The organism is Streptomyces sp. DSM 42067, from assembly GCF_055792885.1.
Map to the genome: position 1 here is coordinate 7,916,682 of NZ_CM147706.1, position 22,538 is coordinate 7,939,219.

Annotated in this window: 14 protein-coding genes and 1 pseudogene; 7 read left to right on the top strand and 8 right to left on the bottom strand. The window is 70.6% G+C overall.

Translation table 11 applies throughout. The features are described from left to right. Positions 1 to 127 precede the first annotated feature (127 nt). The 6 genes from ACSMXV_RS35450 to ACSMXV_RS35475 form a co-directional block, all read right to left on the bottom strand. A complete protein-coding gene (locus ACSMXV_RS35450; protein WP_473175200.1) occupies positions 128 to 1,264 on the bottom strand; it encodes a substrate-binding domain-containing protein in 1,137 nt (378 codons plus the stop codon). Positions 1,265 to 1,313: 49 nt separating this feature from the next. Continuing rightward, positions 1,314 to 2,417 carry an ABC transporter permease gene (locus tag ACSMXV_RS35455; protein WP_473175201.1) on the bottom strand — a complete coding sequence of 368 codons (1,104 nt, stop codon included), beginning with the start codon at positions 2,415 to 2,417 and terminating at the stop codon, positions 1,314 to 1,316. Beyond that, positions 2,414 to 3,961, bottom strand: a complete 1,548-nt coding sequence (locus ACSMXV_RS35460) for a sugar ABC transporter ATP-binding protein (protein WP_473175202.1) — start codon at positions 3,959 to 3,961, stop codon at positions 2,414 to 2,416. Before ACSMXV_RS35460 ends, ACSMXV_RS35455 begins: the two co-directional genes overlap by 4 nt. Before the next feature lie 46 nt (positions 3,962 to 4,007). After that, a complete protein-coding gene (locus ACSMXV_RS35465) occupies positions 4,008 to 7,058 on the bottom strand; it encodes a SpoIIE family protein phosphatase (protein ID WP_473175203.1) in 3,051 nt (1,016 codons plus the stop codon). 304 nt (positions 7,059 to 7,362) lie between these two features. Then, a complete protein-coding gene (locus tag ACSMXV_RS35470; RefSeq protein ID WP_473175204.1) occupies positions 7,363 to 8,238 on the bottom strand; it encodes an IclR family transcriptional regulator in 876 nt (291 codons plus the stop codon). Between the two features lie 115 nt (positions 8,239 to 8,353). Continuing rightward, positions 8,354 to 8,779, bottom strand: a complete 426-nt coding sequence (locus ACSMXV_RS35475; RefSeq protein WP_473179171.1) for a MarR family winged helix-turn-helix transcriptional regulator — start codon at positions 8,777 to 8,779, stop codon at positions 8,354 to 8,356. 331 nt (positions 8,780 to 9,110) lie between these two features. On the opposite strand from ACSMXV_RS35475, the gene ACSMXV_RS35480 reads away from it, so the two are divergent. The 7 genes from ACSMXV_RS35480 (at position 9,111) to valS (ending at position 20,021) form a co-directional block, all read left to right on the top strand. Beyond that, positions 9,111 to 10,037: an SDR family NAD(P)-dependent oxidoreductase gene (locus ACSMXV_RS35480; protein ID WP_473175205.1), complete on the top strand. Its 927-nt coding sequence runs from the start codon at positions 9,111 to 9,113 to the stop codon at positions 10,035 to 10,037. 61 nt (positions 10,038 to 10,098) lie between these two features. Beyond that, positions 10,099 to 11,034 carry an amidohydrolase family protein gene (locus ACSMXV_RS35485; protein ID WP_473179172.1) on the top strand — a complete coding sequence of 312 codons (936 nt, stop codon included), beginning with the start codon at positions 10,099 to 10,101 and terminating at the stop codon, positions 11,032 to 11,034. Between the two features lie 16 nt (positions 11,035 to 11,050). Continuing rightward, positions 11,051 to 12,640, top strand: a complete 1,590-nt coding sequence (locus ACSMXV_RS35490; RefSeq protein ID WP_473175206.1) for an acyl-CoA synthetase — start codon at positions 11,051 to 11,053, stop codon at positions 12,638 to 12,640. Further along, positions 12,637 to 13,092: a MaoC family dehydratase gene (locus ACSMXV_RS35495; RefSeq protein ID WP_181660299.1), complete on the top strand. Its 456-nt coding sequence runs from the start codon at positions 12,637 to 12,639 to the stop codon at positions 13,090 to 13,092. Before ACSMXV_RS35490 ends, ACSMXV_RS35495 begins: the two co-directional genes overlap by 4 nt. Positions 13,093 to 13,422: 330 nt before the next feature. Continuing rightward, entirely contained in the window at positions 13,423 to 15,024 is a 1,602-nt protein-coding gene (locus ACSMXV_RS35500; RefSeq protein WP_473179173.1) for a purine-cytosine permease family protein, read from the top strand. Positions 15,025 to 15,325: 301 nt separating this feature from the next. Then, positions 15,326 to 17,383 (top strand): phosphocholine-specific phospholipase C, encoded by a 2,058-nt coding sequence (locus ACSMXV_RS35505; protein ID WP_473175207.1) that lies wholly within the window; start codon positions 15,326 to 15,328, stop codon positions 17,381 to 17,383. A gap of 82 nt (positions 17,384 to 17,465) precedes the next feature. Beyond that, on the top strand, positions 17,466 to 20,021 hold the full coding sequence (valS, locus tag ACSMXV_RS35510; RefSeq protein ID WP_473175208.1) for a valine--tRNA ligase: 2,556 nt from the start codon (positions 17,466 to 17,468) through the stop codon (positions 20,019 to 20,021). A gap of 734 nt (positions 20,022 to 20,755) precedes the next feature. On the opposite strand, the pseudogene ACSMXV_RS35515 reads toward valS, so the two are convergent. Beyond that, a pseudogene (locus ACSMXV_RS35515) lies at positions 20,756 to 21,563 on the bottom strand (DMT family transporter); the annotation flags it as partial. Further along, entirely contained in the window at positions 21,560 to 22,435 is an 876-nt protein-coding gene (locus ACSMXV_RS35520; protein WP_473175209.1) for a phosphatase PAP2 family protein, read from the bottom strand. The pseudogene ACSMXV_RS35515 and the gene ACSMXV_RS35520, both read right to left, overlap by 4 nt. Positions 22,436 to 22,538 lie beyond the last annotated feature (103 nt).

The following is a 22,538-nucleotide window of genomic DNA, read 5'->3' on the forward strand; positions in this document are numbered from 1 at the left end:
GGCGTCCTTGCCCCTTGGTGCCGTGGTGTGTGCCATCAGATTCGTGACGGCTGTCCGCGGCGGCAACAGCGCTTCCGTCTGACGGAAGGGAGAGCTGCGGATCGGGCGAACGTGCAGGAACATGTGGCTACTTGCGCCAGATCTTCCGGTACGCCTCGCGGTAGCCGGACGGGTCCCAGGTCGTGGCTCCCTTGCTGTTGGCGGCCGTGGCGATGTGGACGGGGGCGACATAGCCGCTGGCGGGCCGGCCGGCGAAGGCGCGGTTGAACTCGTCGACGATCTGCCAGCCCTGCTGGGACAGAGGCTCGGGCACGGTGGCGGCCTGGAAGCGCTCGCTGTTGATGCGCTGGAAGGCCGACGCGTCGCCGTCGCCCGCGCCGATGTTGAACGGGGGGCCTGAACCCTGCTTGCCGGCCGCGCTCAGGGCGGGTGCGGCATCGGCGAAGTACAGGTCGTTGATCGCGGCGGAGTGCGTCCATTCGTCGCCGAAGCGGGAGAGGAGGGAGGAGACCGCCTGGGGCGTGCGGCTGCTCGCGTCCGGGATCGGGATGTTCTCGTATGCCAGCAGCTTCACGCCCGAGCAGGTGGCCAGCTGCTTCTTGATCAGTTCGGACTTGTGCTTGGCGAAGGGGATCGAGGCGTCCGTGAAGATGACGGCTCCCGCGTTGCCGCCCGAGTGCGCGATGATCCAGTCGGCGCTGATCTCGGCGACGTCCTCCACCTGGGTGGTGATGTTGCTGAAGAGCTTGGGGCGCGCGCTCGGCCCCGGGGATGCGACCGCGTGCCAGCCGATGAGCGGGATGTCCGCCTCATTGGCCTGCGCGACCTGCTGCGATGTCGCGTCGGGGTCGAAGCCGCCGATGACGATTCCCGAGGGTCTGAGGGCGATGGCCTGGCTGAATGCCGCCTGGATGCCGGCCGGTGTGCCTCCTCCGTCGATCACGCGGACGTTCCAGCCGATGACCTTCGCGGCTTCGGTCATTCCGTTCGCGGCGCCCGCGACGCCGGGGTTGGTCATGGTCTGCGCGACATAGATGACGGTCTTGCCGGGAACCGCCGCGGGGCCGCTGGTGGGGCCGTTCCAGGGGGTGTCCGCCTCGGCCTTGCGCACAGCCGCCTTCGCCTCCTCGAGAGCGGCGGGGCAACCGGCCGGCGAAGTCTCTGTGGAGGAGGTGCCCGCGCCTGGCCCGCAGCCGGCGATGAGGGCGGCGCCCAGCGCCGTCAGCGCTGCCGCTGTGGGGGCGGTCCTGCGGTTCGAGAACACGGGGTGCTCCTTGCGGTCGTGAGGACAGCGCGGGGACGCCGGCCACAGGTCAAGGAGGTGACGACGGGCGGGTTTCGGAACGTCCTCCCGAGATGCCCGCCGATCGCCGCCGCCCGCGGGTCGTGGTGGCGGCGGATCGCAGCCGGCGGCGGGCGGAGTAGCCGGCCAGGCCGACGGCGAGAAGCAGGGTGGCGCCGTTGAACAGCGGTGTGGCCCAGAACTCCGCACCGAGCTGCTGAATTCCGGCGAGGCCCACGGCGAGGACCGCGACGGCGACGAGGGTTCCCAGGGCGTTGGCGCGACCGGGCTTGATCGCTGTGGAGCCGAGCAGGGCGCCCACGAAAGCGGGCAGCAGGTATTCGAGCCCGACACTGGGGTTGCCGATCTGCTGCTGTGCGGCCAGCAGGACGCCGGCGAATCCGACCACCAGACCGGAACCGGCGAAGGCGTAGACCGAGTACTTGCGGGTGGGGATGCCGACGAGGTCGGCAGCACGGGGGTTGGAGCCGATGACGTACAGATACCGGCCGAGCGGCAGCCGTTCCAGCAGCAGCCACAGAGCAACGGCCAGGGCGAGGACGTAGAAGGCCGGTGCGGGCAGGCCCAGGAAGGTCGAGCCGTAGATGCCGGTGAAGGCCGGGGGCAGCCCCTCCGGGCCTGGGACGATACGGGCGCCGTCGGTGATCCAGCCCGTGACGGCGTACATCATGCTGCCGGTGCCGAGCGTGGCGATGAACGAGTCGATCTGCGCGAACTCGACGATGACGCCGTTGAGCGCGCCGACGACCCCGCCTCCGAGGATCACGACGAGGCAGGCGAAGGGCCAGGGCCAGCCGCCGCCCACGAGCAGGTGCATCACCATGACGTGCGCCAGGCCGAGGCCGTAGCCGATGGACAGGTCGAACTTGCCCGTGACGATCGGGATCATCGCGCCGAGCGCGAGGATCGCGGGGATCGACTGGGCGGACAGGACCGAGGAGAGGTTGGCCAGCGTGGGAAAGGTGTTCGGCAGAGCGAGCGAGAAGACCAGGATCAGCAGGGCGGTGAGGGCCAGCAGGCCGTAGGTGCCGATGAGGTGCCCGCGCATTCGGCTCAGCGCGGACCGGGACGAGGAGGGCTGCGGCGTCGGTGGCGTCGGTGGCGTCGGTGTCATCGGGCCGTCGCCGTTCCGGTGAGGGGTGGCATGGCCGACGCGGTGTGGGTGAGTTCGGTGACGGTGAGCGCCGCGCCGGTCAGCTCGGCCGCCACGGTCCCGCGGACGAATACCAGAGCGCGGTGGCACACGCCTGCGACCTCCTCGAAGTCCGTGGAGATGAGCAGAACGGCGAGTCCGGCGGCCAGCGCCTCGTCGAGCAGCCGGTAGATCTCGGCCTTGGCGCCGATGTCCACGCCGGCCGTCGGCTCCTCGAGGATCAGCAGGCGCCGGCTCATCCCGAGCCACCGGCCGACCATGATCTTCTGCTGGTTTCCGCCGGACAGGGTGCCGATCGGGGCCTCGGTGTCGCGGGGGCGCACCCGAAAGCGTTCGACGAGGGCCGCGGCCTCGGTGCGCTCACGCCGTGGGCTGATCCAGTGCGGCGTCGGCACGCCGCCCGCCCTGGGGTTGGCCAGGAAGTTCTCCCGCACGGTCAGTTCGGCGGCACAGCCCTCTTCGAGGCGGTTGCTGGACACGAAACCCACACCACGGTCGACGGCGGCGGCGACGGTACGCGGGTGGTACGGCCGGCCGTCGAGCAGCGCCCGGCCGTCGTGGATCGGCCGGGAACCGATCAGCGCCCGGCCCAGTTCCATGTGTCCGGCGCCGGTGAGTCCCACCAGGCCGAGGATTTCGCCGGCGCGCAGTTCGAGGCTGACCGGTCCCGAGTTTCCGGTCCGCGCATCCTGGAGGCTGAGTACGGCCGGGCCGGCGGGGGCGGTGGCGGGCCGGTACTCGCCCGGTTCGCGGCCCACGATGTCGTGTACCAGGCGGGCCGGGCTGTGGCCGGCGAGCGGGCCCCGGCTGACGATCCGGCCGTCGCGCAGGACGGCGAAGGTGTCGGCGACCCGGTACACCTCGTCGAGCCGGTGGGTGACGTAGACGACGCCGTGGCCGCGGTCGCGCAGCCTGTGCAGGACGGCGAAGAGGCGGGCGCAGTCGGCGGCGGGGAGGCTGGCGGTGGGCTCGTCCAGCACGATGAGTTCGGCACGGGTCGACAGGGCGCGGGCGATGGCGGCCAGCGAGCGCTCGGCGCGGGTGAGGTCGGCGATGCGGGCGTCGGGGTGCAGATGGCCGGCGACGATCTCCAGGGCCTCGGCACAGCGCTCCCGTGCCTGCCGCCAGGAGATCAGTCCGCGTCTGCGCGGGTAGCCGGTGCCGAGCGCGATGTTCTCGGCGACCGTCATCCACTCGACGAGACCGAGATCCTGGTGGATGAAGGACATACGCCGTGAGGCCGCGTCCGTGCCGAGCGGGTGACCGGCTACCGTCACGTCGCCCTCGTCGGCGTGGTGAACGCCGGCGAGGACCTTGATGAGCGTCGACTTTCCGGCACCGTTGGGGCCGAGAAGAGCGAGGATGCTGCCGCGATGGATGTCGAGGTCGACGTCGTCCAACGCGAGGGTGCCGCCGAACCGCTTGCTGAGACCGCGGATGCGCACGACAGGTTCCCGGCCGCGGCGCGCGGACGGGCTCATCGAGGTGTCGGGCGCGTCATGCACAGGGTTTCTCCCGATTTGCCCAGCGACGTCGCTTGAGTTACGTGAGTCATTCGATGCCGGGAATTTCCTCCCAATCTATCCCGATCATGGCCTCGGCCCCGGCTGCGGCGGGCACACCTCCGGCGCTGTCCAGTGCGCACTCGGCCCAGATCACCTTGCCGTCCCTGGTGTAACGCGTGCCCCAGGCCTGAGTGAGCTGTGCGACGAGGAACAGCCCGCGGCCGCCCTCGTCGGTCGCGGCTGCGTGGCGCAGGTGCGGGGCGGTGCTGCTGGTGTCGGAGACCTCGCAGATCAGGGACCGGTCGTGGATCAGGCGTACCTGGATGGGCCCACTGCCGTGGCGGATCGCGTTGGTGACCAACTCGCTGAGCACCAGTTCGGCGGCGAACGAGACCTCGTCCAGCCCCCAGTCGGCCAGCCGGCGGGTGACGGCGGCGCGGATGCCGGAGACACGGGCCGGCTCCGCGGGCAGCTCCCAGGTGGCGATCCGGCCGGGGTCCATGGCGCGGGTGCGGGCGACGAGCAGCGCGATGTCGTCGCTGGGGTGTTCGGGCACGACGGCGTCCAGGACCGCCTCGCACGTGGCCTCGGGTGAGCGGTCGGAGTGGGTCAGGGCGCGATGCAGCTGGTCGAGGACCTTGTCGATGTCGCGGTGACGGTCATGGACGAGCCCATCGGTGTAGAGGACCAGCTCGCTGCCTTCGGGCAGCTGGAATTCGGCGGTCTCGAAGGGCAGGCCGCCGAGTCCGAGAGGCGGTCCGGCGGGCAGGTCGGGGAACGCCACGGTGCCGTCGGGGTGGACCAGCGCGGGTGGCAGATGTCCTGCGCGGGCCATCGCGCACTGGTGCGTGGTCGGGTCGTAGATGGCGTACAGGCAGGTGGCGCCGATGATGCCCGGTCCGGCGGCGGACTCGCCGCCGCCCTCGTCACGGTCGAGGCGGGCCACGAGGTTGTCGAGCTGGGTGAGTACTTCGTCGGGGGCGAAGTCCAGCTCGGCGAAGTTGCGGGCGGCCGTGCGCAGCCGGGCCATGGTGACGGCGGCATGCAGGCCCTGGCCGACGACGTCGCCGACGAGGAGCGCGACGCGGGTGCCGGAGAGGGGGATGATGTCGAACCAGTCACCGCCGACTCCGGACGTGGCGTGCAGGTAGCGATGGGCGACCTCGACGGCGCCCTGCTCAGGCGTGCCGTGCGGCAGCAGACTGCGCTGCAGCGCCAGGACCATGGTGTGTTCGCGGGTGTAGCGGCGGGCGTTGTCGATGCAGATGGCGGCGCGCGTCGCGAGTTCCTGGGCCAGCGAGCGATCGTCGTCCCCGAAGGGCGCGGGGTCCTCCGAGCGGTAGAAGCTGGCGATGCCCAGGACCACACCGCGGGCCAGCAGCGGAACGGTGATGAGGGAGTGCACGTTGTGCGCGAGAAGCCGCTCGCTGTGCTGGGGGTCCTGGCCGAGCCAGCCGGCGGCAACCTTCAGATCGGGTTCCAGCACCGCCCGCCCGGTGGCCAGGCAGCGGAGATGGGGAGTGGTCGTGCGAGGGACGACTCGCACGCCGACAGGATAGAAGGGGCAGTCGTCGCGGATGCCGTGGACCACCGTGCGTCGCAGGTCGGTGCGGGGATCGGGGGACTCCTCGCCCCGCAGTACGGCGTCGGGGAGGTCGATGGTGACGAAGTCCGCCAGGCGTGGGACGGCCATCTCGGCAAGCTCTTGGGCGGTGCGGCTCACGTCCAGGGTGGTGCCGATGCGAGTGCTGGCCTCGGACAGCAGCTCCAGGCGGTGCCGTGCCGCGACGGCATGCTTGCCCACTTCCGGCTCACCGACCAGCACCAGCCCCCGCTCGGCGGCCTCATCAGCGCTGCCATCGGGGGTGTCGGTGGCGTCGGTGGTTGCCGGTGCGGTGGCTGTGCGGCCGCGGCCGGTCGTGGGCTCCGTACCGGCGGCCGAGACGGGTGCAGGACTGACGGCCGAGAAGGGTGCAGGACTGACGGCCGAGAAGGGTGCAGGACTGACGGCCGGGACCGGCGTCGAACCGGCGGCCGCGACGGGTGCCAGGCCGGGAAGGTGCCCGAGCAGTTGGACGGCGGATGGTGGTGCGGCAGACTCCGGCAGGAGTGCGGCAGGCTCCGCCAAGAGGCTGAGCGGCACGTCGGCGGGCGTGGAGACGGCGAGCCCATGGTGCGGCGAGTCGTTGTGGAGCACCGCCTCGACTGCCACACCCTCCACACCGGAGGGGCTGATCACCACATGGCTCAGGAGGGTGACCCGTCGGCCGTGGGACAGAGGCACCTCGACGCCCGCCCGCTGGGCGGAAGAGATCAGTTCGGCGGCCTTCTCCATCAGGAGCATCTGATCGCGCCGGTCCAGCCCGCTCCGGATCAGCTCGTGCACTCCGGTCGGCCGCCCCTCCCCGATTGCCGCCCCGCTGACGATCCGCGTACGGCTCCTGGCGTCGAGATACGCCCGCAGCAGGCCGCGCTCCCGTGCCGAGCTCTGCTCCAGCAGCCGCCGTTCAATGGCGTGGGCCGCCTCACGTATCACGGTGTCCATCACGGGGTCCGCGTCGGTACGCGGACATCCGAGCGAGAGGATGCCCTCGATACGTCCGCTGAGCAGGTCACGGACAGGAATCGCCGAGCAGGCGTTTGACTGAGAGCGTTCTGCGAAGTGCTCTGCCCCGTAGACCTGGCAGTGCCGCCGTTCGGCGAGCGCGATGCCGATGCCGTTGGTTCCGGCGACCTGCTCGGCGAACACAAACCCTGGAACGCTCTGGATCGGGGCAAGCTGGCCGGCCATGGAGGCCTCGCCGAAACGGCGCTGCACCACCGTCCCGCTCCCGTCCGCGAGGCCCACGTTCATCCGGCTGCCCGCGAATACGGACTGCAGCCAGTCGAGCACCGGCTCGGCCGCACGAACGAGCCGGGTGTCCGGATCGACGTCCTCGCGGTAGGGAAGCTCAGTTTGATCCGGCGAGAGCCCCAGCAGCCGGCAGCGCTGCCAGGAACTAAGGATCAGCCCTCGCACGCCCCCCTCGATCAACTCGCCTTGGAGGAACCGCTCACGGGCGCGCGAGGGACTGATGGCATCCCCCGGGAGCCCCATCTGGATCACTTCCCTCACCGGAGCGTGGCCATGTTGGCAATCCTCCTCAGGTTAGATATTAGAACTTTGTTCAGAAAAAGGCGGTATCGGTGGTGCGGGATCGGCCGGTATCGGTGGTGCCGGGATCGGCCGGTCAAGCTCCTCGGGCCTCCGGCCGCGTACGGTCGGCGCTGCCGGTGCGGCGGGCGCTCACGGCCCTACCGGGCGCTGCCGGTGCGGCGGTCGCTACCGGCGCTGCCGGGCGCTACCGGCCCATCGGCGCTACGAGCCGTCCCGCTGCTCCGGCAGGTCCAGCCGCTCGGCGCTACGAGCGGTCCCGCTGCTCCGGCAGCTCCGGCCGCTCCGGGTGCCAGCCGAGCGCCCGGGAGATGCCGCGCGCCGCCAGCCGCACGGACGGGATCAGCGCGGGGATATGGGCATCCCGTACGGGCACCACGACCGAGGCTGCCGCGACGACCGTCCCGTCCACACCCCGCACGGGTGCGGCCACGGACAAGGCGTCCTCGGTGACCTGCCGGGTGCTGACCGCGCAGCCGGTGCGCCGGATGTCGGCCAGGACCCGGCGCAGCCGGGCCGGGTCCGTGATGGTGTGGGGGGTGAACGCGGCCAGCGGCTCGGCGCAGTACGCCGCCTGGAACTCCGCGTCGGTGTTGGCGAGAAGTGCCAGGCCTACGCCCGTGGCGTGCAGGGGCCAGCGGGCGCCCACTTTGATGCGTACCCCCACCGCCGAACGCCCCGAGATCCACTCGATGTAGACGACCTCGTTGCCGTCCCGCACCGCCAACTGCACGTTCTCGTGGGTCGCTTCGTACAGGTCCTCCAGGTAGGGCAGCGCCACCTGGCGCAGCGCCAGCCCGCGCGGTGCCAGCGCCGCGATCTCCCACAGTCGCAGCCCGACGTGGTAGACCCCGGACGGATCGCGCTCCAGGGCACCCCATTCGGTGAGCGCGCCGACGAGCCGGTGCGCGGTGGTCAGCGACAGCCCGGCACGCCGGCTGATGTCCGTCAGGGACAGCGCCGGGTGGGCGTGGTCGAAGGCGCCGAGGATCGCCAGCAGCCGGTCGGGCGCGGAGCGCGGGGTCGTCTCAGCGTGCCCAGCGTGCTGCGGGGTCGTCCCGGCCGCCCCGCGGGGTCGTCCCAGCCGGCTTGCGAGGTCGTCGCGGCCGGTCTGCGGGATCATCCCGGCCGTCCTGAGCTCGTTCGGCCGTCCTGCCGAGTCATCCGAGCCGTCCTGTGGGGTCCTCCCGGCCGGTCTGGAGATCATCTCTGCGTCCCTCGGGCGTTCGTCGCCGTGCTCAGGCGAGGCCCGGCTCCGCTATGCGGAGCAGGAGAGCGTGCAGCGTCTCCCGCTCGGCCGGATCGAGCGGCTGGACGAGGTCGTTCGTGACGTGCAGGCCGGCCTCGTCGGTGTCGCGCAGGAACGCCCTGCCGTCGTCGGTGAGGCCGACGATGCGGCTGCGGCGGTCGTCGGGGGAGGGGCGGCGCTCCACGAACCCGGCGCGTTCGAGGTCGTCGACGAGGCCGACGATCGCGCTCGGGTCGTAGCCGAGCCGGGCGCTCAGCTCCCGCTGGAGTGCGCCTTCGGAGGTGGCGAGGAAGCGCAGCAGTGCGTAGTGGCGCAGACGCAGGCCCGACTCCTGGAGGAAGCCGTTGAAGAGCTGCCCGGAGCGCAGGCCCAGCCGGTAGAGCAGATATCCGGTGTCGGCGTGCAGACCGCGCATCCATGGCTCCTGGGCGTCGATGGTCCCCCTGCCACGGGCCGCGGTGGTGGACGCCTCCGCGGCCGGGGACGGGCGGGCGGCCGTGGTCGTGGTGGGAGAGGAGCTGGCGGCGAGGCGCTTCCCGGAGATGGCGGACTCCCTGGTCAAGGGCCCCGGGCGGGGCGGTGTTCCATCAGTGCGGACCAAGCATCTCGCAGATCCGCTACGGCAACAACTATTGACGTCGACAATTATTGTCCTTAGCTTCGATCTCGGCGGCGGAGCTCTCCTCGTCCGCCGCCCCTCTTTCTCGCAATCCAGCACTCCCGCCCCTGATGAAGGGACTCACGTCGTGTCCAGCATTGATCTCACCGGCAAAGTCGCCGTGGTCACCGGCAGCGGCCGCGGTCTCGGCCTCGCCTACGCGCAGGCCCTGGCCGCCGCGGGTGCCTCCGTCGTCGTCAACGACGTGGACGAGGCCGTCGCCGAGCAGGCCGTCAAGTCCATCGAGGAGGCGGGCGGCAGGGCCGTGGCCGAGGCCGTCGCGGTGGGCACGACCGAGGCCGCCGACCGTCTGGTCGCCCGGGCCGTCGCGGAGTTCGGCCGGCTGGACATCATGGTCACCAACGCCGGCGTGCTGCGCGACAAGGTGCTGTGGAAGATGACGGACGACGACTTCGACACCGTCATCGGCGTCCATCTGAAGGGCACCTTCACCTGCGCCCGCGCCGCCGCGGTACGGATGCGCGAGCAGGGCGAGGGCGGCAGACTGATCCTGGTCGGCTCGCCCGCCGGACAGCGCGGCAACTTCGGCCAGACCAACTACGCGGCTGCCAAGGCAGGGATCGCCGCCATGACCCGCACCTGGTCCATGGAGCTCGCCCGCGCCGGTATCACGGTCAACGCGATCGTCCCGGTGGCGGCCACGGCGATGACCGAGACCATCCCCGTCTTCGCCCCCTACGTCGAGGCCATGCGGGGCGGCGAGACCCTGCCGGACTTCCTGCGCAAGGGCGAGGGCTTCGGCTCGGCCGAGGACTGCGCCGCACTCATCCCCTTCCTCGCCTCGGCGGCCGCCGCGGACGTGACCGGCCAGTGCATCGGCATCGGCGGCGACAAGCTGGCCCTGTGGTCGCACCCCCAGGAGACCTCCGTCGCCTACGCCGACGGCGGCTGGAGCCCCGAGACGATCGCCGACGTCTGGCACACCTCGGTCGGCCGCGAGCCGCAGACCGTCGGCATCCCGGCGCCCAAGTTCCCGGAAGGCCAAGGGGCATGAGCGCCATGACCGTCACGACCGCCGTTCATCCCCACCGCCACGAGGGCCGCCCATGACCGCCATGAACGTCGACGAGCTCGTCGCGATCGATGTCCACACCCACGCCGAGGTCTCCTCCAAGGGGAACGCCTCGCTGGACGACGACCTGCACGAGGCCTCGAGCGCCTACTTCAAGGTCGAGGGCAAGCGGAAGCCGACCCTGGAGGAGACCGCCGGGTACTACCGCGAGCGGAAGATGGCCGCCGTCATCTTCACCGTCGACGCCGAGCACGCAACCGGCACCGAGCCCGTGCCCAACGAGGAGGTCGCGGAGGCCGCGGCCGCCAACCCGGACGTGCTGATCCCCTTCGCCTCGATCGACCCCTTCCGCGGCAAGGCCGGCGTCAGGCAGGCCCGCAGGCTCGTCGAGGAGTACGGGGTGAAGGGCTTCAAGTTCCACCCGAGCATCCAGGGATTCTTCCCCAACGACCGGGAGATCGCCTACGCGCTGTACGAGGTGATCGAGGAGACCGGCACCATCGCGCTGTTCCACACCGGCCAGACCGGTATCGGCGCGGGCGTCCCGGGCGGCGGCGGTATTCGCCTGAAGTACTCCAACCCCCTGTACGTCGACGACGTCGCCGCCGACTTCCCCCATCTGAAGATCATCCTCGCTCACCCCTCCTTCCCCTGGCAGGACGAGGCCCTCGCCGTGGCCACGCACAAACCTGGCGTCCACATCGATCTGTCCGGCTGGTCGCCGAAGTACTTCCCGCCGCAGCTCGTCCAGTACGCCAACTCCCTGCTGAAGGACAAGGTCCTCTTCGGCTCCGACTACCCCGTCCTGACCCCCGACCGCTGGCTCGCCGACTTCGACAAGCTGCCCATCAAGGACGAGGTGCGACCGAAGATCCTCAAGGAGAACGCCGCCCGCCTCCTCGGGCTCACCGCGACGGACACCCCGGGCACTTCCGGTACGTCGGGACCATCAGGTACATCAGGTTCGACAGGTACGTGAAAGGGGGCACCACCCCATGCGCAACGAGGGAATCGGGTCCTGGCCCGCACGCCGTGCCCGCAAGACCCCCCATCGCACCGCCCTGATCCACCAGCAGCAGACCTTCAGCTACGCCGAGCTGTACCAGCGCACCAACCGGCTCGCCCACGCCCTGCGCGCGGCCGGCGTCCGGCGCGGCGACCGCGTCGCCTATCTCGGCGCCAACCACCCCTCCTTCCTGGAGACCCTCTTCGCCACCGGTCTCCTCGGCGCCGTCTTCGTCCCCCTCAACACCCGCCTCGCCGCACCCGAGATCGGCTACCAGCTGGCCGACTCGGGAGCGCGCACCCTCATCCACGACCCAAGTCTGTACGACCCCACTGACAACGGCGGTGGCAGTAATAGCGGCGGTGGCAGCAATGGCGACGGCGGAGCATCCCCGGCCGAAGCATCCCCTTCCGTCAAGCACCGCATCGAGCTCGGCGACCCCTACGAGCAGGTGCTCGCCGCGGCGCCCGATACCCCGATCGACGAGCCCGTCGGCCCCGACGACATCTGCATGATCATGTACACCTCGGGGACCACCGGTCGTGCCAAGGGCGCGATGCTCACCCACGGCAACCTCACCTGGAACGCGATCAACGTCCTCATCGACCAGGACATCGCCGCCGACGAGGTCGCTCTCGTCTCCGCACCCCTGTTCCACACGGCCGGCCTGAACATGATCACGCTGCCCGTATTCCTCAAGGGCGGCACCTGCGTCCTGGTCGGCGCATTCGACCCGGCGGGCACCCTCGATCTCATCGAACGCCACCGGATCACCTTCATGTTCGGGGTGCCCGCGATGTTCGACCAGATCGCCCGCCAGGCGCGCTGGGCCGAAGCCGACCTGTCGTCGGTACGCCAGCTCACGTGTGGCGGCGCCCCCGTCCCCACCCCGCTCATCGCGACGTACCAGAGCCGCGGCCTCAACTTCCAGCAGGGCTACGGCATGACGGAGGCCGCGCCCGGCACGCTCTTCCTGGCCGCCGAGCACGCAGTGAGCAAGGCAGGCTCCGCCGGTGTCCCGCACTTCTTCACCGACGTACGCGTGACGGGCCCCGATCTGTCGCCCGTCGCCGTCGGCGAGCCCGGCGAGATCGTGGTGCGCGGACCCCATGTGATGGCCGGCTACTGGGGCCTTCCGGAGGAGACGGCGGCGGCCTTCGTCGACGGCTGGTTCCGCAGCGGCGACCTCGCACGGGTCGACGAGGACGGCTTCGTCACCATCGTCGACCGGCTCAAGGACATGATCATCTCCGGCGGTGAGAACGTCTACCCGGCCGAAGTCGAGGACGTCCTGCTCGGCCATCCCGCCATCGTGGAGTGCGCCGTCATCGGCGTACCCGACGAGAAATGGGGCGAGGTGCCCAGGGCCGTGGTCGTGGCCCAGGAGGGCGCCCGGCTCGACCCCGACGAGGTCATCGCGTTCCTCAGCGGACGCCTCGCCAAGTACAAGATCCCCAAGTCCGTCGTGGTGGCCGAGACCCTGCCGCGCACCGCCTCGGGGAAGCTCCTCAAGTCCCGCGTCCGCGCCCGCTTCGGGGCGGGCCCGCAGTCCGGCACCACCGAAAGGAACCCTTCATGAGCATCACCGTCAGCGGCCTGGACGAACTGAAGAAGCTCGCGGGCGGCGACCTCGGCACCAGCGAGTGGATCACCGTCTCGCAGGAGCGCATCAACACTTTCGCCGACGCCACCGGCGACCACCAGTGGATCCACACCGACCCCGAGCGGGCCAAGGAAGGCCCCTTCGGCGGCCCGATCGCCCACGGCTATCTGACGCTGTCGCTCTTCATCCCGCTCTTCACCGAGCTCCTCGAGGTCGAGGGTGTCACCACGAAGGTGAACTACGGTCTCAACAAGGTCCGTTTCCCCTCACCGGTGCCCGCCGGTTCGCGCATCCGCCTGGTCGCGCGGCTCGCCGAGGTCGAGGAGATCGGGGGCGGTGTGCAGGTCACCGTCGACGGCACCATCGAGATCGAGGGCGGTACGAAGCCCGCGTGCGTACTGCAGAGCGTGTCGCGGTTCTACGCCTGAGCCAGGGGTTCCACGCCTCAGCCATGAGCTTCTACCGCATAAGCCAGGGGTTCTACGCCTGAGCCGTAACCGACGCTCGTCCCGCCGGCACACCGCCGGAGGGACGGGCGTCTCTGCTGCGCGCTGTGACGAGCGTTTTCCTTGCATGCCGGATGGAGGAAGTGTCCACTCCATGGCCCGGCAGATGGATGGATCGGCCACTGGTGAGGGATGCGGGGCAGCCGTAACGTGCCTCGCAATCTCCGTGCGCCTGCACGGATGCGCGCCATGGATCGCACCCCCGATCCGGCCGCCCCGATTCGCACCGCCAAGCCCTTCGCAGGAGTCCCGATGGCCGAGCAGCCGCCCTCCGTGGCGCCACCGTCCCCCGTCGCGCCACGGCCGTCCCCCGCCGCGGCACCGTCCGTCACCGAGGTGGAGACCCATGGCGTGGAACACATCCCCGACGGGGAGCGCACCGCCTCATCCCTCGATCTCTTCCGGCTGGCGTTCGGCGGAGCCAACACCTTCTCCACCTGCGTCCTCGGAGCCTTCCCGGTCCTCTTCGGGCTCTCCTTCCAGCAGGGGCTCGCGGCCGTTCTCCTCGGCGTCGCCATCGGCGCGCTGATCCTGTGCCCGATGGCGGTCTTCGGACCGGTCAACGGCACCAACAACGCCGTCTCCTCCTCCGCGCACCTCGGCGTCCACGGGCGGGTCGTCGGATCGTTCCTCTCCCTCCTCACGGCCGTCGCCTTCTTCTCCATCTCGGTGTGGAGCTCCGGTGACGCGCTGGTCGGCGGCGCACACCGGCTGTTCGGACTGGACCGCTCCAACCTGTCGTACGCGGTCGCCTATGCGCTCTTCGCCGTGCTCGTCCTCGTGGTGTGCATCTACGGCTTCCGCTTCATGCTGCTGGTCAACAAGGTAGCCGTCACGGCCGCGACCGTGCTGTTCCTGGTCGGAATCCTCGCCTTCGCCGGTGACTTCGACCCGTCGTACGCCGGTATCTACGGGGCGGGTGCCGACGCCGAGACGAAGGCGCTGTTCTGGCCGTCCTTCATCGGCGCCACGCTCATCGTGCTGTCCAACCCCGTCTCCTTCGGCGCGTTCCTCGGCGACTGGTCCCGGTACATACCGGCCGCAACGCCGCACCGCCGCGTCATGGGGGCCGCGTTCCTCTCGCAGATCGCGACGCTCCTGCCGTTCTGCTTCGGTCTCGCGACCGCGAGCATCATCGCCGCGAAGGCCCCCGACTACGTCGACCCGGCCGCGCCCGACTTCGTCGGCGGACTGCTCGCCATCTCGCCAGGCTGGTACTTCCTCCCCATCTGCCTGCTCGCCCTGATCGGCGGTATGTCCACGGGCACCACCGCGCTCTACGGCACCGGCCTCGACTTCTCCAGCGTCTTCACCCGGCTGTCCCGGGTGCAGGCCACCGTCCTGGTCGGCACCCTCGCCATCGCCTTCATCTTCATCGGCCGCTTCGCGCTCGACATCGTCCAGTCGATCTCCACCTTCGCCACGATGATCATCACCTGCACCACGCCGTGGATGGTCGTCATGATGCTCGGCTTCTTCGTCCGGCGCGGCTGGTACGACCCCGAGGCCCTGCAGGTCTTCAACCGGCGCCAGCGCGGCGGCCGCTACTGGTTCAACCACGGGTGGAACTGGCGAGGCATGACCGCGTGGTGGGTTGCCGCGCTGATCGGCATTCTCTTCACGAACATCCCGGGCCAGTTCGTCGGGCCGTTCGGGGACCTCGCGGGGGGCGTCGACATCAGCCTGCCGTTGTCGCTCGCTGTCGCGGCTGTGCTGTATCTCGCGCTGCTGAGCGCGTTCCCTGAGCCGCGCGGTGCCTACGGGCCGGACGGTGCGCGGCTTGTCCGTACCGCCGATACGCCGGTGCCGCCGATCACCGGTGTCGGGGCGGCGCCCAGCTCCCTCGGGAACTGAGAGCTCCGCCCCCGGGCCCCGTTTGGTCGCCCTTCGGGCTCGTCCTCAAACGCCGGACGGGCTGGATCGTCGCCCTTCGTGCTCGTCCTCAAGCGCCGGACTGGCTGAATCTTTCAGCCGGTCCGGCGCTAGAGCGTGGGGTCCCAGTGGCGGCGCCCGCCGTGGTGTTCGCATCGCCGACCCCCGGTTTTCACACGCGCGCCACGAAAGCCTTCCGTGAACGTTCGCCGGCCCTTGGAACACTCCTGTCACTCTGTTCCACCCCCTGCGCTCGTCTTACCGGACAAGAGGTCACCCAGCCATGCCTCACATCGATCGGCGCCGTTTCATCCAACTGGCCGGCGGCACCGCCGCCTTCACCGCCCTGTCGAACAGCATCGCCAAGGCCGCGGCGATCCCCGCGCAGCGGCGTTCCGGAACGATCGACGATGTCGAGCACATTGTCGTGCTGATGCAGGAGAACCGGTCCTTCGACCACTACTTCGGTGCCATGAGGGGCGTGCGCGGCTTCGGTGACCCGCGCCCTGTGACGCTGGCCAGCGGCAAGTCGGTGTGGCACCAGGAGCAGGACGGCCAGGAGGTGCTGCCCTTCCACCCGGACGCCGACGACCTCGGCATGCAGTTCCTGGAGGGCCTGCCGCACGGCTGGACCGACGGCCAGGCCGCCTACAACGGGGGCAAGTACGACAAGTGGCTGCCCGCGAAGGGCACCACGACCATGGCGTACCTGACCCGCGAGGACATCCCCTTCCACTATGCGCTCGCCGACGCCTTCACCGTCTGCGACGCCTACCACTGCTCGTTCATCGGCTCCACCGACCCGAACCGCTATTACATGTGGTCCGGTTACACGGGCAACGACGGCCAGGGCGGCGGCCCGGTCCTCGGCAACGACGAGCTCGGCTACGACTGGACGACCTACCCCGAGCGCCTGGAGAAGGCCGGAATCTCCTGGAAGATCTACCAGGACATCGGCGACGGCCTGGACGCGGCCGGCTCCTGGGGCTGGATCGAGGACGCCTACCGCGGTAACTACGGCGACAACTCGCTGCTGTACTTCAACAAGTACCGGAACGCCGAGCCCGGTTCGCCCTGGTACGACAAGGCCCGCACCGGCACCGACGTCAAGAACGGCGACGGCTACTTCGACCGGCTGCGGGCCGACGTCAAGGCCGGCAAGCTGCCGCAGATCTCGTGGATCGCAGCCCCCGAGGCCTTCTCCGAGCACTCCAACTGGCCCTCCAACTACGGCGCCTGGTACATCGCGCAGGTCCTGGACGCGCTCACCTCCAACCCGCAGGTCTGGGCGAAGACGGCCCTGTTCGTCACCTACGACGAGAACGACGGCTTCTTCGACCACGTGGTGCCGCCGCTCCCGCCGAAGTCCGCCGCGCAGGGCAAGTCCACGGCCGACGTCTCCCTCGACCTCTACCCGGGCGACAGCAAGCGCCCGGCCGGACCGTACGGCCTCGGCCCGCGTGTGCCGATGCTGGTCGTCTCGCCCTGGAGCAAGGGCGGTTACGTATGCTCCGAGACCCTTGACCACACCTCGATCGTCCAGTTCATGGAGCGCCGCTTCGGCATCCAGGAGCCCAACATCTCGCCCTGGCGACGCGCGATCTGCGGTGACCTGACCTCCGCCTTCGACTTCTCCCACAAGGACGGCCGGTCGGCCGCGCTGCCCGACACCGACGGCTACGAGCCGCAGGACCGCGAACGCCACCCCGACTACCGCCCGACGCCGCCGGCGGACCCGCGCATGCCCAAGCAGGAGCCGGGTCTTCGCCCGGCCCGCCCGCTGCGCTACGCCCCCTTCACCGACGGCGAGGCGGCCCCCGCCGACGGAACCTTCACCCTCACCTTCAGCGGCGGGCGTCACGCCGGTGCCGCCTTCCACGTCACGTCCGGAACCCCCACGTACGGCCCGTGGATGTACACGACCGAGGCGGGCAAGACCGTCGCGGGCACCTGGGACACCGCCTCTTCGAAGGGCGCCTACGACCTGTCCGTGCACGGACCGAACGGCTTCCTGCGCACGTTCAGAGGCTCCGTGAAGACGGCGGGCCCCGAGGCCACCGCGCGCCACGACGCCGCATCCGGCACCGTGAAGCTCACCTTCCAGAACGCGGGCACGACCGCTGTCACCCTGACCCTCACCAACGCGTACGGCGGCCGCCCCCAGACCTTCAAGCTGCGCGCCGGCGCCACCGTGACGCACACGGTGGATCTGCGGGCGAGCAGGCGCTGGTACGACCTGACCGTCGTGTCCGACGCGGACCCCGGTTTCCGCCGCCGCTTCGCCGGACACGTCGAGACGGGCGAGCCGGGCGTGAGCGACCCGGCGATCATCACGGACTAGCTTCCGCTGGCCGCTGTAGTGCGCCCGCCCGCGCGAAAAATGAGTGATCGCGCGGGCGGGCGCCTGGCTAGCATGTCGGGGCATGACCTTCACCCATCGCCGCAACGGCGCCCCCGACAAGCCCGCCCTCGACGGGCTGGAAGAGAAATGGTCCGGGCGATGGGACGAGCTGGGCGTATTCGTGTTCGACCGCTCCAAGACGCGTGACGAGATCTTCTCGATCGACACCCCGCCGCTCACCGCGAGCGGTTCGCTGCACATCGGGCACGTCTTCTCCTACACGCACACCGACACGGTCGCCCGCTTCCAGCGCATGCGCGGCAAGGAAGTCTTCTATCCGATGGGCTGGGACGACAACGGCCTGCCCAGCGAGCGCCGCGTCCAGAACCACTACGGCGTCCGCTGCGACCCGTCGCTGCCGTACGACCCGGACTTCAGGCCTCCTCAGACGCCCGGAAAGCAACAGATCCCCGTCTCCCGCCGCACCTTCGTCGAGCTCTGCGACCGGCTGACCGCCGATGACGAGAAGGCGTACGAGCAGGTGTGGCGGAGGCTGGGGCTGTCGGTCGACTGGACGCGGCCGTACCGGACGATCGACGCCGAGGCGCGCGCCACCTCGCAGTTGGCCTTCCTGCGGAATCTCGAGCGGGGTGAGGCCTATCTTGCCGAGGCGCCCACGCTGTGGGACGTCACGTTCCGTACGGCGGTCGCCCAGGCGGAGCTCGAGGACCGTGAGCGGCCGGCCGCGTACCACCGGCTCGCCTTCCACGGCGCCGACGGCAACCGGATCATGATCGAGACGACGCGCCCCGAGCTGCTGCCCGCGTGCGTCGCGCTGGTCGCCCACCCCGACGACGAGCGGTACAGGGGCCTGTTCGGCACGACGGTCCGTACGCCCCTCTTCGGCGTCGAGGTGCCGGTCCACGCGCACCACCTGGCGACTCCCGACAAGGGGTCCGGGATCGCCATGGTCTGCACGTTCGGTGACACGACCGATGTCACGTGGTGGCGCGAACTGCGGCTCGCCACGCGGCCGGTGATCGGCTGGGACGGCCGGTTCGTCGCGGAGCCGCCCGCCGGTGTCGCATCGCTTCAGGCGCGCGAGGCGTACGCAGGGCTGGCAGGGGCCACCGCGCACACCGCACGCGAGCGCATCGTCGCACTGCTGCGGGAGAGCGGCGAGATGGAGGGGGAACCGCGGCCGGTCACCCACGCGGTCAAGTTCTTCGAGAAGGGCGACAAGCCGCTGGAGATCGTCACCACCCGCCAGTGGTACCTGCGCAACGGCGGGCGCGACCACGAGCTCCGCGAGCAACTCCTGTGGCGCGGCAGCGAGTTGGAGTGGCACCCGCCGCACATGCGCAGGCGCTACGAGAACTGGGTCAGCGGGCTCAACGGCGACTGGCTGATCAGCCGCCAGCGGTTCTTCGGCGTGCCGATCCCCGTCTGGTACCCGCTCGACGGGGACGGACAGCCCGACTACGACCGGCCGATCGCCCCGGACGCGGCGGCCCTCCCGGTCGACCCGAGCGCCGAGGCCCCCGCGGGATACCGCGAGGAACAGCGCGGCGAGCCGGGCGGGTTCGTCGGCGACCCGGACGTCATGGACACCTGGGCGACCTCCTCGCTCACCCCGCAGATCGCCGGGCGGTGGATGGCCGACCCGGATTTGTTCGCGCGGGTCTTCCCGATGGACGTCCGGCCGCAGGCCCACGAGATCATCCGGACCTGGCTGTTCTCCACTGTGGTGCGCGCCCACACCGAACACGGCACGCTGCCATGGCGGCATGCCACGATCTCCGGCTGGATCCTGGACCCCGACCGCAAGAAGATGTCGAAGTCCAAGGGCAATGTCGTCACTCCGGTCGACCTGCTCGAGCAGTACGGCTCGGATGCGGTCCGTTACTGGGCCGCCGGCGCACGGCCCGGCACGGACACGGCTTTCGACATCGGGCAGATGAAGATCGGGCGGCGGCTCGCGACGAAGATCCTCAACGTGGGCAGGTTCGTGCTCGGTTTCGGCGACGCCGAACCGGACGCCTCCGTCACCGAGCCGCTCGACCGCGCCATGCTCGCGGGTCTTGCGGGCGCTGTCGAGGAAGCCACCGTCGCCTTCGAGGAGTTCGACTACGCCCGCGCCCTCGAACGCACGGAGCAGTACTTCTGGCGGTTCTGCGACGACTATGTCGAGCTCGTCAAGGCCCGTGCGTACGGCGACCAGGGCGACATCGCCGGCGCGCAGTCCGCTCGCGCGGCGCTGCGGACGGCACTGGACACCTTTCTGCGCCTGTTCGCTCCCGTCCTCCCCTTCGTCACGGAGGAGGTCTGGTCGTGGTGGGCGGAGGGGTCCGTGCACCGTGCCGCCTGGCCCGACGCGGACCGGCTGCGCGGACTGGCCGCGGGCGTGGACGAGACGCTGCTCGGCACGGCCTCGGACGTCATCGCGTCGGTCCGCAAGGCCAAGTCGGAGGCGCAGGTGTCGATGCGTACGGAGGTCACCAAGGCAGTGGTGACGGCGTCCCGTTCGGATCTCGACCGCTTCGCGGAGGTCGCCCAGGACGTCCGCGCGGCCGGGCACATCGGGGTCGTGGAACTGCGGGAGGGGAGCGGGCCGCCGGCGATTCGGGTGAGCCTGTAGCCCAGCGCCGGCGGCCGGCCGCTCGGTTGTGCCGCGACTGCCGGTTCGTAGGCAGCGAGCGGTTCGAAGGCACGGCCGAGCCGGTACGCGGCGGCGGTCGCGTTGCCGACGACGGCAGCCCCCTTCGGGGCTGCCGCGACATCAGCGGGCGCGGGTCCGTGCGACGGGACCCCTTCGCCGACACGCACGGGCGCGAATGCCAAGCACTGCGATGCCGCGGGCGCGTCGGCGACGAGGCCGGCGCCCGGTGGGGACCGGTTCGTCGGCGGACTCAGGCCCGTACGACGGGCGCCCACGCGGGCTGTCATGCACCGCGGGTCCGAGGGGGTCGGGCACCCTGCCGAACGGCACGGCGCCGTACGGTGGGGGCGCCCCATGGGACAAGGCGGGCTCGTGTGACCCGGGGGTCCTGTCCGAGTCGTGGCCTCCGCCAGAGCCATAGCCGCCGTCAGAGGCGCGGCCCCCTTCCACGACGCGGTGCTCGTACGAGGCGTGGCCCCCGTCCGAGGGGTGCCCCTCGTTCAAGGCGCGGCCCCCTCCCCAGGGGCGTCCCACATCCAAGGTGTGGCCGTCGTCCCAGGCCCGGCGCTCGTACGAGGCGTGACGCTCGTCCAACGCACCCGCCCCACCACCGTGACCGGTGAAGTCCAACGCGCCCGCCCCATCACCGTGACCACCGACGGTCGGCGCGCCCAGCGGCTGCCGCGCCTGGGATTGGTTCTCGGAGTGCTGCGCGAGGACTACCACGCCCCGTGCGGCCGTCGCCGCCCCCGCAAAGGCGAGGAGCAGGCCGGCGAGGCCGCCCTGGAAGCGCTCTCCGAGCAGGGTGAGGCCGATGGCGGCGGCGGCGATCGGGTTGGCCAGGGTGACGACGGCGAGGGGTGCGCCGAGGCCGCCCCGGTAGGCGGTCTGCGCCAGGAGGAGCCCGCCCACCGCGAAGGCCGCGACCAGCAGCGCCACCACGATCACCCGGACTTCGAGCAGCGGACCCGAGTGCTCCGTGACCGCCACGGTCACGGTCTGGGTGAGGGCCGACGCGACGCCCGACGCGATGCCGGACGCGGAAGCGTGCCGCAGTCCGGGACGGGTGCCGGGCCGCGAGAGCACACCGATCAGCAGCATCGTCGCGGCCGCGACGCCCACCGCCTGAGCCGACGAGAGGGTGTCGTCGGGGGCCGGCCCCGACGTGGTGAGCAGAAGGGCGCCCAGACCGAGGAGGGTGAGCCCCGTGCCGCGCCACTCGACACGGCTGACGCGCCGCCCGGCGAGCCGTGCGCCCAGCGGCACGGCGGCGACCAGAGTGAGCGCTCCCAACGGCTGTACGAGGGTCAGCGGCCCGTACCTCAGGGCTACCACGTGCAGCAGCGCCGCGGACGCGTTCAGCGCCACCGACCCCCACCAAGCCCCGCTGCGGAACAGCCGCAGCAAGCCGGTGTCCGGTTCCCGGTTCCTCGCGGCAAGACGTTCCTGCGCCACAGCGGCGACCGCGTACGCGATCGCGGACAGCAGCGACAGCACCAGGGCGACGAGTGTGGCGCTCATCGGCCCGCCCTAGCCCGTGCCATGGAGCCGGCTCCGGCCGGGGCGGCACCGCCCCGCGCCACCACCAGCGAGCGGCGAGGCCGCAGCAGGTCCCCCGCATGAGACATGCGGACGACTGCCAGGGCCGCGCCCAGCAGAACCGCGGCCGCGATCGCGTCGAGCCAGTAGTGGTTGGCCGTGCCGACCACCACGAGCAGGGTGAGCAGCGGATGGAGCAGCCATAGCCACCGCCACCGTGACCGGGTCGCGGCCATGAGGCCGACGGCGACCATCAGGGCCCAGCCGAAGTGCAGGGACGGCATCGCGGCGAACTGGTTCGCCATGGAGTCGGTCGCCGGCGTCGCACCGTAGACCGAGGGCCCGTACATCTGCGCGGTGTCCACGAGATGCGCCGCGTCGAGCAGGCGCGGCGGGGCGAGCGGAAACGCCAGGTGCAGGACGAGCGCGGCCGCCGTGAGGGTGGCCAGCACCCGGCGGCTCCACACGTAGTGCCGCGGCCGTCGCAGATACAGCCAGGTCAGGAAGAGGGCGGTCGCAGGGAAGTGCACGGCCACGTAATAGGTGTTGGCGAGATGGATGAGCGCCTCGCTGTTCAGCAGCGGCTGCTGTACGGCGCCCTCGCCCGGCAGATGCAGGGCCCGCTCGAGGCTCCATATTCGGTGGGCGTTGTCGAAGGCCTCGTCGGTGTGGCCGTTCGCCAGCTGTCTGCCGAATTTGTAGACGAGGAAGAGACCGGCGACGAGTAGCAGTTCACGGAGTAGCGGGGGCCGGACAGCGGCGGGCGCAGGCCCGTGTCTCTCTGGCTCGGGCTCCGGATCGGGCTCCGGATCGGGCTCTGGTTCTGCTTCCGCAGGCTCGGTCTGGGATGGCATACCGGCCCCTTTACTGGCGACTTGTCTCTTTGTTCCGCTGTGAGCAGGGCTAGCCGCTCTCGTGGAGGGACAGCTCAGCGCTCATCGATACGGAAGTGTACCG